Here is an 11724-nt window from a genome sequence, read left to right as displayed (position 1 = left end):
CCGGGTCAGCCGTCGGAGGCCTCGCGGTCGCGGCGCTTGCGCTGGGCGGCGACCCGGCGGTTGTACTCACGCATGCGCTGCGGATAGCCGACGACGGCAGCGTCGTACGTCGGCACCTGGTGCTTGTTGCCGAAGTCGTGGGCCCATGCGGCCGAGGGGACGCGACGCCGCGTCCACTCACCGTCCTTGGAGACCAGCAGCAGCGTGACCTGCGAGACCGCGGTCGGCGGCTCGACGAACCCCTCGACTCCCGCCCTTGACGCGATGAACTTCTCGAGGTGCGCGCGATCGGTCGCGTCGGCAGCCCTGTCGGACACCACGGCGCCACCGCCGGTACGGCTCTGCTTCTTGCGGCGGAAGAGGCCCATCGGGTGTGCTCCTGCGGGTCGGGACGGCGCTGCTGCGGCGTGCTCTTACCTCCAGTCTGCCGTACCGGCGGGTAGCGCCCCCACGTGTGCACCCCCTTGTGCGCAGTGACAAGATGAGGGGCGTCAGAAGCGGCGATGACCTCGCCGGCGACACCATCCGGAGGCCTTTCGTGACCCAGCCCGCCCCTCATGAGCACGACGTCGTCGTGCTCGGTGGCGGTAGCGGCGGTTATGCGACGGCGCTCCGTGCCCGTCAGCTCGGGCTGAGCGTCGCACTCGTCGAGCAGGACAAGCTCGGCGGCACGTGCCTCCACCAGGGCTGCATCCCGACCAAGGCGCTGCTGCACGCCGCCGAGGTCGCCGATGCGGCCCGCGACTCGGCCGCCTTCGGTGTCCGGGCCACGTTCGAGGGCGTCGACATGCCCGCGGTCAACGCGTACCGCACCGGTGTGGTCGACCGCCTCTACCGCGGCCTGCAAGGTCTGATCCGTGGTGCCGAGGTCGACGTCGTCACGGGCACGGGACGACTGGTCGGCCCGCGATCGGTCGCCGTCGGCGACACCGTCGTGACCGGCAAGAACCTCGTGGTCGCCACCGGCTCGTACGCCCGCACACTTCCTGACGTCGAGATCGGCGGCCGTGTCGTCACGTCTGACGGGGCGCTCGCGCTAACCGACGTGCCGCGCAGCGTGGTCGTGGTCGGCGGGAGCGTCATCGGTGTCGAGCTCGCGTCGGTCTGGCGCTCGTTCGGCGCCGACGTCACCATCGTCGAGGCACTCTCCCGGCTCGTGCCGGCGGAGGACGCGACCCTGTCGACGCAGCTCGAGCGCGCGTTCCGCAAGCGCGGCATCGCCTTCCGGACGGGCACGTCGATCACCGGCGTCAAGCAGGACGAGTCCTCCGCGTTCGTGACTCTCGAGGGCGGGGACGTCCTCGAGGCCGACCTCGTCCTGGTCGCCGTCGGCCGCGGTCCCCGTACGGAGGGGCTCGGGCTCGCCGACCACGGCATCACGCTCGAGCGCGGCTTCGTCGTCACCGACCAGCGGCTCCGGACCTCGGTCGAGGGCGTGTACGCCGTCGGCGACGTCGTCCCGGGGCTCCAGCTCGCCCACCGGGGGTTCGCCCACGGCCTCTTCGTCGCCGAGGAGATCGCGGGGCGCGCACCGCGGCCGGTGGTCGACGCGGGCATCCCCCGCGTGACCTACTGCGAGCCTGAGCTGGCCTCGGTCGGACTCACCGAGGAGCAGGCTCGCGCGGCGTACGGTGACGACGCGGTCACCACGTACGAGTACAACCTCGCCGGCAACGGCAAGACGCAGATCCTCCGCTCGGCCGGCCTCGTCAAGGTCGTCCGTGAGGCCGACGGCCCCATCCTCGGGGTCCACATGATCGGGTCCCGGATCGGCGAGCAGGTCGGCGAGGCATCCTTGTGGGTGAACTGGGACGCGTTCCCCGAGGACGTCGCCGCCTACATGCACGCCCACCCCACCCAGAACGAAGCTCTCGGCGAAGCCGCACTGGCGCTCGCCGGGTCACCACTCCACGCACACGCCTGAGATCAAGACAGGGGTCACCCATGGCAACGCCCGTCACGCTTCCAGAGCTCGGAGAGAGCGTCACCGAAGGGACCGTCACGCGCTGGCTGAAGCAGGTCGGCGAGACGGTCGCTGTCGACGAGCCGCTGCTGGAGGTGTCCACCGACAAGGTCGACACCGAGATCCCGTCGCCGGTCGCCGGCGTCCTCCTCGAGATCGCCGCCGCCGAGGACGAGACCGTCGAGGTCGGCGCCGTGCTCGCGACGATCGGTGAGGAGGGCGAGTCCACGGGCGACGCCGCTCCGGCCAGCGAGGCCCCCGCAGAGGAGACGCCCGAGGAGCCTGCCGCGGAAGAGCAGGCCCCCGAGGAGCCCGCCGGCGAGGCCAGCACTCCCCCGCAGACCGAGGCGACCCCCGCGGTGGCCGCTGAGCAGGAGCAGGAGGCGCCCGCCGCCGAGGCCGCGCCCGCCGCCTCGGGCGACGCCACGCCGGTCACCCTCCCCGAGCTCGGCGAGAGCGTCACCGAGGGTACGGTCACGCGCTGGCTGAAGCAGGTCGGCGACGACGTCGCCGTCGACGAGCCGCTGCTCGAGGTCTCTACCGACAAGGTCGACACCGAGATCCCGTCGCCCGTCGCAGGGACGCTCCTGGAGATCTCCGCTGCCGAGGACGAGACCATCGAGGTCGGCGCCCAGCTCGCGCTCATCGGCGCGGCAGGTGCTGCCCCGCAGGCCGCGAGCGCGCCGTCGGCCCCGGCATCGCAGCCCGAGCCCGCCGCTGAGCCCGAGCCCGCCGCTGAGCCCGAGCCCGCCGCTGAGCCCGAGCCCGCCGCTGAGCCTGAGCCCGCGGCCTCCGTACAGGCTCAGCCCGCCGCTCCGGCGCAGTCCAAGCCCGCCGCACCGACGAGCGCACCGAGCGCCGTCAAGCCTGACGGCCGTCAGTACGTGACGCCGATCGTCCGCAAGCTCGCTGAGCGTGAAGGTGTCGCACTCGACGACGTCGAGGGCACCGGCGTCGGCGGTCGTATCCGCAAGCAGGACGTGCTCGACGCCTCGGCCAAGGCCAAGGAGGCTGCTGCCGCTGCCGCGAAGGCCAAGGAGGAGGCAGCTCCCGCTCCCGCCGCCGCTGCACCCGCCGCCGCCGACCGCGACCTGTCCGGTCTCGCCGGTACGGTCCAGAAGGCGAACCGCATCCGTCAGCTCACCGCGATCAAGACCAAGGAGTCCCTCCAGGTCGCGGCGCAGCTCACGCAGGTCCACGAGGTCGACCTCACCCGGATCGCGGCGCTGCGCGCGAGGCACAAGGCGTCGTTCCTCGAGCGCGAGGGTGTCAAGCTGACCTACCTCCCGTTCATCGCCAAGGCGACGGTCGAGGCGCTCAAGGCGCACCCGAACATCAACGCCTCGTACGACGAGGACGCCAAGGAGATCACCTACCACGCGGCGATCAACCTCGGCATCGCCGTTGACACCGAGCGCGGTCTGCTGTCGGTCGTCGTCCACGACGCCGGTGACCTGAGCCTCGCGGGCCTCGCACAGCGGATCAACGACCTCGCCACCCGGGCACGCAGCGGCAACATCAAGCCGCACGAGCTCTCGGGTGGCACGTTCACCGTCACCAACATCGGCTCGTTCGGCGGTCTGTTCGACACGCCGATCATCGTGCAGCCGCAGGCAGCGATGCTGGCGACCGGCGCGGTCGTCAAGCGGCCGGTCGTGGTGAGCGACGTCGACGGCAACGACACGCTCTCGATCCGTGCGATGGCCTACCTCCCGCTGACGTACGACCACCGTCTCGTCGACGGTGCCGACGCCGGCCGCTTCGTGACGACGGTCAAGAAGCGCCTCGAGGCCGGTGCCTTCGAGGACGAGCTGGGCTGACGCCCGGCGTCCGCCACCAAACGGACAGAACCGCATGCCCCGGCCAAGATGGGGGCATGCGGTTCTGTGTGTGCGGGGCATCCGGCTTTCTCGGCAACGCGCTGGCAGCGCGGCTTCGAGCGCAGGGCCACACGGTCGTCAGTCACGTCCGCCGCGAGCCCGACGGTCCCGACGAGTCACACTGGGACCCTGATGTCGGAGAGGTCGACCAGGCGGTGATCGATGCCTCCGACGTCGTCGTGAACCTGTCCGGCGCCGCGATCGCGCACTGGCCGTGGACGCCCTCGTACCGACGTGAGCTCCTCGACTCGCGGGTGAGCACCACGACCACGATCGCCGAGGCGGTCGCCCGCGCGCCTCAGCCGCCGGCCCTGCTGTCCGGGAGCGGCATCAACGCGTACGGGGAGGACTGTGGCGACACGCTTCTCGTCGAGGGGACGCCCCGCGGTCCAGGTTTTCTCGCCGACGTCGTCGAGGCCTGGGAGGCGTCAGCAGCTCCGGCGATCGCGGCAGGCGCGCGGGTGTGCTTCCTCCGTACGGCGCCGGTCCTCGACCGCTCGGGCGGCCTCCTGCGGGTGGTCGCGCTGCCGTTCCGACTCGGCGTGGGCGGACGGCTCGGTTCTGGGCAGCAGTACTTCCCCATGATCAGCCTGCGCGACTGGCTCGGGGCCGTCACGTTCCTCGCTGAGGACGCCGACGCCTCGGGCCCGTACAACCTCGTCGCCCCAGAGCCCGCGACCAACGCCGAGTTCACCCGTGTGCTGGCCGGAGCGCTCCACCGGCCTTCGATGATCCCTCTCCCGTCCCTCGCGATGCGCCTCGCGCTCGGAGGGCTCTCGGCTCTCGCCCTCGGGTCGCTGCGGGCGACGCCGCGCAAGCTCGAGGAGGGGGGCTTTACCTTCGCCGACCGGGACGTACGCGACGTCGTCGCGACCGCCCTCGATGCGAAGGGGCAACCGGCCGCTTGAGAGCCTCGCTCGTCAGTCGCCCGGGGTGACGACCGACTGCACCTCGTCGACCCGCAGCGCGGCGGTCGCGGTCGGGCTCGTGAGCGTGGTCGGAGCGCCAGGTACGACGACCTCCGCGCCGTTGACCTCGAACGTCAAGCTGTAGAGCGACTCCACCGTCACCGCGTAGGCAGGACGGCCGTTGACTCGCTCGCTGCCGCCCACGGACGCACGATTGTAGGCGTGGCGGCAGTCCCTCTGCGCCTCCTCACGCGTCGAGGCGGCCTCACACGTGAGGGTGTTCCCGTCCCCCGTGGTGACCACCAGATGCTCGAAGGTCGCGATCGCGACGAGGCCGAACGCCGACGACCCGGTCTGGGTCTGCTGCTGACCGGTGGCCCAGAACCACGTGTCGAGGTTGACGATCGTGCGGTTCTGAGGGCTGATATTGATCACCGGCGTGGCGAGGTCAATGCGGCCGATCGCCTCCAGCGCCTGCTCATAGTTGGAGGGGATCTCCTCCTCGCCGGTCCAGAAGATCCGGCGCGGCGCAGGCGGACCCATAATCGTGTCAAAGCAGTACGTCACCCGAGGCTCGGAGTCCTCGTTCGGCTTCGGTCCGTCGGGAAGGGCCAGCGGCACCCGGTGATCGGCATCGAAGCAGACGTCCTCACCAATGCAGAACATCGCAGAAGGGTTGTCGTACCCGGAGGGAGGTTGCCTGCCCTCGAGATCGCATGTCGGGGGGGCGGGAGGGCCGCCGCCGCCGTCATCACCCGGGTCGCCGGGCTGACCGGGGCCACCGCCGCCCGGGATCACGCACTTGTACTCGCCGTCGACAAACACCATCTTGGCGGGCGGGGTGCACGTGGGCGCTGCCGACGCCGGCAGCGCAGCAGCGGTGAGTGCGGCCGCGAAGGCCGTCAGCAGCACCGTGAGTCCGAGGATCCAGCGTCGCAGACTCAGCACGTCGCGTCCTTTCCGAAGGGGAACGCGACCAGCCACGTGCCGTCGACTCGCTCCAGGGTGATCTCCTGCTTGGCGCGCTGTCCGGCTTGCGAGCCGACGCCCGCCTCGGTCTCCCCGCGCTTCACCACGAAGGAGGAAGTGGTGTCGAGGCATCCGCGCACCTCGGCCTCGTCACCCTCGATGGTGACCACTGAGGGCTCGAACGAGTACGGACCGAGGCGCTGGAGGCCCTTGTCCTCCGTGGTCGCCTTCTCGCCGGCAACGGCCTCGGCGAAGAACTGGTCGGTCACGGTGCCCTCGAGGGTCGCCTCGATACTCTTCGCGCCGCGGCCGTAGAAGGCCGTCTGATAGCGCTCCACCGCTTCGATGACCTCGCGCTCCTCGGCCGTGAAGCCGTCGGCGGCCTCGCTCGCACTCGCCGTCTCACTCGCCGTGGCCTCTGCCGACAGGCCCGACTCGTCGTCGGAGCCGCACGCGCTGAGAGTCAGGGCTGCGGCCAGGGCGACAGCGGCGAACCACCGGGGTCGTCGGCTCGTCACAGGGGTCCTCCGTCGGTGTGGGGCGCGATCAGGGGCGTCTCACCCCGCCACACCCTAACGTCGTCGGGTGTCACGTCTCAACGCATTCCGTCGCATCGCCGCTGGTCACCCGGCCAGTCGCTCCGTCGCCGAGATGCGCCAGCCTGCGGGCGTACGGACGAGCACGATGCGGCGGTCCGTCGCGCCGTCGCTCGGCAGCGTCCGCCAGGCACCGCCCGGGTGCCGGACGCGGACGGGCTGGAGGCGGTCGACCACCCGCAGGACCGTACGGGTCGGCGACTCGCTCTCGACGCCGAACCGCAGCACCTCGAACCGCACGTCGGCGATCTCGAGGCCGCGGGCGGCGTAGCCCCGTACGAGACGCTCGTCGTCGTCCCGGAGCCGGCTGCCCGGCGCGTACACGTCGTCGAGGAGGCTCGGGTCGGCGCGGACGAACGCGGCCGACCGCCCGTCGTCGAGCACCGCCAACCGCTCCATCCAGCCGGCGCTCTGCGTGACCGCGCCGGCGGCGATCACCACCGCGCACACCAGGCTCACGGGATCCATCGCGCCAGCATCGCGCGATCGTGCACCTGTCCGCGCCCGTCGTCCACAGGCCAGGCGACGAGCGCGCCGCGTTAGGGTGACTGCGTGAGTGCGCTGGAGGTCCGCAGGATCGGGCTCGGGTCCGAGGAGACCGACTACGAGGAGATGTGGGCGCTGCAGCGCGCACTGCACGCCGACCGCGTCGCCGACACGGGCGGCGACATCGCGCTCTTCCTCGAGCACGCCCCGGTCTTCACCGCCGGCAAGCGCACCGAAGACTGGGAACGTCCCCGCGACGGCACCCTCGTCGTCGACATCGACCGCGGCGGCAACATCACCTTCCACGGCCCCGGGCAGCTCGTCGGCTACCCGATCGTGAAGCTCCCCCCGCACGTCCTCGTCGTCGACTACGTCCGCCGCGTGGAGGAGGCGATGATCCGTACCGTCGCCGACCTCGGCGTCACTTGCGGGCGCGTCGAGGGGCGGTCCGGAGTGTGGGTCGCCGCCGACGAGCGTGGACCCGAGCGCAAGCTCGGCCAGATCGGCATCCGCGTCGCCGGTGGCGTGACCATGCACGGGCTCGCTCTCAACGCGTGCGTCGACATGAGGTGGTTCGACAAGATCGTGCCGTGCGGCATCGCCGACGCCGGAGTCACGTCGCTGAGCCTCGAGCTCGCCCGTACGGTCACCACGACCGAGGTCGCCGACGCTCTCGAACCGCACCTGCGCGAGCTGCTGTCGTGGCAGCCGTACACGCCAAGCCCCGATCTCGCGCACGTCGCCATCTCAGGAGCTGTCTCGTACGGGCTCGCGTCGCACCTCGCCTGACCGCCCCCTTGCGATCACCGGACGGCGCGTAGGGTGAGTCACGTGACGCTCGCACCCGAAGGACGCAAGCTGCTCCGGCTGGAGGCTCGCAACGCCGAGACCCCGATCGAGAAGAAGCCGGCTTGGATCAAGACCCGGGCCAAGATGGGCCCCGAGTACACCGAGCTCAAACAGCTCGTGAAGTCCGAGGGACTGCACACGGTCTGCCAGGAGGCGGGCTGTCCCAACATCTACGAGTGCTGGGAAGACCGCGAGGCCACCTTCCTCATCGGCGGCGAGGAGTGCACGCGACGCTGCGACTTCTGCCAGATCGCCACCGGCAAGCCGGCGCCGCTCGACCGCGACGAGCCCCGCCGGGTCGCCGAGAGCGTCCGCACCATGGGCCTGCGCTACGCCACGATCACCGGAGTCGCGCGCGATGACCTGCCCGACGGCGGCGCGTGGCTCTACGCCGAGACCGTCCGCAAGATCCACGAGCTCAACCCGGACACGGGCGTCGAGAACCTCATCCCCGACTTCAACGGCACGCCGGAGCTGCTCGAGGAGGTCTTCGCGTCCCGCCCCGAGGTGCTGGCGCACAACGTCGAGACCGTCCCACGGATCTTCAAGCGGATCCGTCCGGCGTTCCGCTACGAGCGCTCGCTCGACGTGCTGACGCAGGCGCGGGCGTACGGGCTCGTCACGAAGTCCAACCTCATCCTCGGGATGGGCGAGACCCGCGACGAGGTGTCGCAGGCCATGCGCGACCTGCACGACGCCGGCTGCGAGCTGCTGACGATCACCCAGTACCTCCGCCCCTCTCCCCTGCACCACCCCGTCGAGCGCTGGGTGAAGCCGGAGGAGTTCGTCGAAATGGGAGCCGAGGCCGAGGAGATCGGCTTCGCGGGTGTGCTCTCCGGCCCGCTGGTCCGTTCCTCGTACCGCGCCGGGCGTCTGTACCACCAGGCGATCGAGGCCCGCTCCGCCGTATCGCGCTGACGCCCGACCGGTATCCTGGGCGCATGTCCACTCCTGAGTCGCAGCCGGAGGGCCGCATCGCCCAGATCCGGGCCGCCTACAAGATCACCAAGCGCGCCGACCGTACGATCGGACTGCGCCTGCTGGCGTGGTTCCTCGTCGTCGGCGGCGCCGTGTTCGCGCTCGGCTGGTTCCTCGGCGGCGGCGGTGGACTGCTCGGGATCGTCCTCACCTCGCTGCTGTCGGTCCTCACCGGTGTGCTCGCCGCCCTGATCGTCTTCGGGCGCCGCGCCGAAAAGGCCGCGTACGCTCAGGTCGAGGGCCAGGTCGGCGCTGCTGCCGGCGCGCTCGGCATGCTCAAGCGTGGATGGAAGGTCGACCAGGCGGTCGCCTTCACCAAGAGCCAGGACGTCGTCCACCGCGTCGTCGGCCCGCCCGGCATCGTCCTTGTGGGCGAGGGCAACCCCGGTCGCGTCCGCAACCTCCTGACGACTGAGCGCAAGAAGACCGCGCGCATCGTCGGCGAGGAGGTGCCGATCACGCTGATCGTCGTGGGCAAGGACACCGACAAAGGCGAGGTTCCCCTCCCCAAACTGGTCAACAAGCTGCGCAAGTCCAAGCGTGTGCTCAAGCCGGCGCAGATCACGCCGATCCTCAACAAGCTCAAAGCGCTCGACGCGATGCGTCCGCAGGCGCCGCTGCCTCGCGGTCCCGTGCCGACCAGCGGCAAGGGCGCACGCCGGATGATGCAGGGCCGCTGATCTCGGCGGTCGGGCAAGGGCGCGCCAGCGGGCCCTACTCGGCGGTGGTGCGCGGACGAATGTAGGTGATCACCGAGCCCGCGACCACGTCGTGCAGGCCCCGACCCTCCTTGTTCTGGAGGAGCGGCGGCACGACCAGGCACAGGAGCGCAGTACGGACGAAGGCGCGCAGGCCGATCGGACGCCCGTTCGGGCCGACGACGCAGATCCCGGTCACCCGCTTGCCGATCGAGAACCCGAGGGTTCCGTCGAGGAGCGACACCTCGATCCAGAACGCGAACAGCACCCACGCTGAGGCGGTCGCGTCCGGCCCGTAGACGGGGGTCGAGGTCACGATGGAGACGGTCAGCATCGCGACGACCCAGTCGAGCACCAAGGCGGCGAGCCGGCGCCCGAACCCTGCGATCTCGGGCATCGACGTGGCTGCTTGCGGGGAGTTCTGGGACACGCGACCAGGGTACGTGGCGCCGCATCCCGGGTTTCGGAGCACCCCGAGGACTTCGTAACATGGGTGAAACATTCGGGTCATGGCTGGGAAACTGACCCTGCCTACGTTCGGGGAGACACATCGATGTGCCCCAGTTCGACCCCCCGTATACGACGGCCGGTCTGCGTGCAGTGCGCTCGGCCGAGGAGGCTTCATGTTCTCTAACCGCGACGAGCTCTTGGCCTATATCAGGAACGAGGGCGTCAAGTTCGTCGACGTCCGCTTCACCGATCTTCCCGGCATCCAGCAGCACTTCACGGTGCCGGTGTCGTCGTTCGACGAGTCGGTGTTCGAAGACGGCCTGATGTTCGACGGCTCCTCGGTGCGCGGCTTCCAGGCGATCCACGAGTCCGACATGGCGCTGTTCCCGGACCCGTCGACCGCCTACATCGATCCGTTCCGCCCGGAGAAGACCCTCGCGCTCGAGTTCTTCATCCACGACCCGCTGACCGGCGAGGCGTACTCGCGCGACCCGCGCAACATCGCCCGCAAGGCCGAGGCCTACCTCGCGAGCACCGGCATCGGTGACACGGCGTTCTTCGCGCCGGAGGCGGAGTTCTACGTCTTCGACAAGGCGCGCTTCGAGACCAGCGCCAACCGCGGCTTCTACGAGATCGACTCGATCGCCGGCGCGTGGAACACGGGTGCTGAGGAGGAGGCCCGCGGCTACAAGGTCCGCTACAAGGGCGGCTACTTCCCCGTCTCCCCCACCGACCACTTCGCGGACCTGCGCAACGACATGGTCATCCACCTCGAGGACGCGGGGCTGCAGGTCGAGCGCGCGCACCACGAGGTCGGTACGGCCGGTCAGGCGGAGATCAACTACCGCTTCGACACGCTGCTCAAGGCGGCGGACGATGTCATGAAGTTCAAATACATCATCCGCAACACCGCGTGGGCCGCCGGCAAGACGGCGACCTTCATGCCGAAGCCGATCTTCGGCGACAACGGCTCGGGCATGCACTGCCACCAGTCGATCTGGAAGGACGGCGAGCCGCTCTTCTACGACGAGGCCGGCTACGGCGGCCTGTCCGACATGGCGCGCCACTACATCGGCGGCATCCTCAAGCACGCGCCGTCGCTGCTCGCGTTCACCAACCCCACGGTGAACTCGTACCACCGTCTGGTTCCGGGCTTCGAGGCGCCGATCGCCCTCGTCTACAGCTCGCGCAACCGCTCGGCGTGTGTCCGCATCCCGATCACCGGCTCGAACCCGAAGGCCAAGCGCATCGAGTTCCGCTGCCCCGACCCGTCGGCGAACCCGTACCTCGCGTTCTCCGCGCTTCTGCTCGCCGGCATCGACGGCATCAAGAACAAGATCGAGCCGCCGGAGCCGGTCGACAAGAACATCTACGAGCTGCCGCCGGACGAGTACAACCAGATCGAGTCGGTCCCGACGTCGCTCGACGCCGTCCTCAACTCGCTCGAGGCCGACCACGAGTTCCTGACCCAGGGCGACGTCTTCACGCCGGACCTGATCGAGACGTGGATCGAGTTCAAGCGCGAGCACGAGATCGCCCCGATCCAGCAGCGTCCGCACCCGCACGAGTTCGAGCTGTACTACGACATCTGACCGGGCCTCTGGCTGTGGTCGTTCAACAACGCCGAACAACCACGAAGAACAGCCGCTGACCTGCAGAAACGCCGCCGAGCGACCTTTGGCCGCTCGGTGGCGTTTGCTGTTGGTGGCCGCTCGTCTGTGACAAATCCGGTTCGGCGACCACCACCGCGAGTCCCGCGTCAGCTCGCTGCCACATCACTTGCGTCTGCGTGATCGCTCCGGTGCCCCCGTCGGACACAGGTGCCTGTAGACCGAACCTCCGCCCTTAGCGACCAGGCCGCTTGCAGCCAAGACGTCGAAAGCCAGGAAGGAGGCAGGTGGGAGGTCCACCCGCGGCCCGCGGCGGTCGCGGTATGCCAGCCGCGGG

General features: G+C 70.0%; 12 protein-coding genes. 7 read left to right on the top strand and 5 right to left on the bottom strand.

The window, feature by feature from the left end; all coding sequences use genetic code 11:
• Positions 1–5: 5 nt before the first annotated feature.
• The gene (locus HCT63_RS18230) at positions 6–368 is read right to left on the bottom strand and encodes a hypothetical protein (protein WP_167008215.1); all 363 of its coding nucleotides are present in this window, start codon (positions 366–368) and stop codon (positions 6–8) included.
• 170 nt (positions 369–538) lie between these two features.
• On the opposite strand from HCT63_RS18230, the gene lpdA reads away from it, so the two are divergent.
• From lpdA to HCT63_RS18215, 3 genes are read left to right on the top strand one after another with little or no spacing between them, the layout of a single operon-like run.
• Entirely contained in the window at positions 539–1924 is a 1386-nt protein-coding gene (gene lpdA, locus HCT63_RS18225) for a dihydrolipoyl dehydrogenase (protein WP_243843109.1), read from the top strand.
• A 20-nt stretch (positions 1925–1944) separates the two neighbouring features.
• Complete coding sequence (gene sucB, locus HCT63_RS18220) at positions 1945–3783, top strand: 2-oxoglutarate dehydrogenase, E2 component, dihydrolipoamide succinyltransferase (RefSeq protein WP_167008209.1); 1839 nt, start codon at positions 1945–1947, stop codon at positions 3781–3783.
• 56 nt (positions 3784–3839) lie between these two features.
• On the top strand, positions 3840–4751 hold the full coding sequence (locus HCT63_RS18215) for a TIGR01777 family oxidoreductase (protein WP_167008206.1): 912 nt from the start codon (positions 3840–3842) through the stop codon (positions 4749–4751).
• 12 nt (positions 4752–4763) lie between these two features.
• On the opposite strand, the gene HCT63_RS18210 is transcribed toward HCT63_RS18215, so the two are convergent.
• The 3 genes from HCT63_RS18210 to HCT63_RS18200 all read right to left on the bottom strand — a co-directional run bounded on the left by HCT63_RS18210 (position 4764) and on the right by HCT63_RS18200 (position 6784).
• Positions 4764–5699, bottom strand: coding sequence for a hypothetical protein (locus tag HCT63_RS18210; protein ID WP_167008203.1), 936 nt, complete (start codon positions 5697–5699; stop codon positions 4764–4766).
• Complete coding sequence (locus tag HCT63_RS18205) at positions 5693–6238, bottom strand: hypothetical protein (protein WP_167007266.1); 546 nt, start codon at positions 6236–6238, stop codon at positions 5693–5695. The genes HCT63_RS18210 and HCT63_RS18205 overlap by 7 nt, the downstream gene beginning before the upstream one ends.
• Positions 6239–6343: 105 nt before the next feature.
• Positions 6344–6784 carry a hypothetical protein gene (locus tag HCT63_RS18200; RefSeq protein WP_167008200.1) on the bottom strand — a complete coding sequence of 147 codons (441 nt, stop codon included), beginning with the start codon at positions 6782–6784 and terminating at the stop codon, positions 6344–6346.
• 84 nt (positions 6785–6868) lie between these two features.
• Here HCT63_RS18200 and lipB point away from each other — a divergent pair, with 84 nt between their 5' ends.
• Genes lipB through HCT63_RS18185 form a run of 3 tightly spaced genes read left to right on the top strand, consistent with a single transcriptional unit; the run spans position 6869 to position 9309 of the window.
• Positions 6869–7591 carry a lipoyl(octanoyl) transferase LipB gene (gene lipB / locus HCT63_RS18195; RefSeq protein ID WP_167008197.1) on the top strand — a complete coding sequence of 241 codons (723 nt, stop codon included), beginning with the start codon at positions 6869–6871 and terminating at the stop codon, positions 7589–7591.
• A gap of 42 nt (positions 7592–7633) precedes the next feature.
• Positions 7634–8569 carry a lipoyl synthase gene (gene lipA, locus HCT63_RS18190; RefSeq protein WP_167008194.1) on the top strand — a complete coding sequence of 312 codons (936 nt, stop codon included), beginning with the start codon at positions 7634–7636 and terminating at the stop codon, positions 8567–8569.
• 23 nt (positions 8570–8592) lie between these two features.
• Positions 8593–9309, top strand: coding sequence for a DUF4191 domain-containing protein (locus HCT63_RS18185; protein ID WP_167008191.1), 717 nt, complete (start codon positions 8593–8595; stop codon positions 9307–9309).
• Positions 9310–9343: 34 nt separating this feature from the next.
• Here the strand turns inward: HCT63_RS18185 and HCT63_RS18180 are convergent, their stop codons facing one another.
• Positions 9344–9757, bottom strand: a complete 414-nt coding sequence (locus HCT63_RS18180) for an RDD family protein (protein WP_167008188.1) — start codon at positions 9755–9757, stop codon at positions 9344–9346.
• Between the two features lie 193 nt (positions 9758–9950).
• Between HCT63_RS18180 and glnA the strand changes: the two genes are divergently transcribed.
• Positions 9951–11369: a type I glutamate--ammonia ligase gene (gene glnA / locus HCT63_RS18175; RefSeq protein ID WP_167008186.1), complete on the top strand. Its 1419-nt coding sequence runs from the start codon at positions 9951–9953 to the stop codon at positions 11367–11369.
• Positions 11370–11724 lie beyond the last annotated feature (355 nt).

Origin of the sequence: Mumia sp. ZJ430 (assembly GCF_011751845.1) — a bacterium.
Classification (GTDB): Bacteria; Actinomycetota; Actinomycetes; order Propionibacteriales; family Nocardioidaceae; genus Mumia.
Note: the sequence above shows the minus strand (reverse complement) of the source record. Positions and strands in the feature narration are given on the sequence as shown.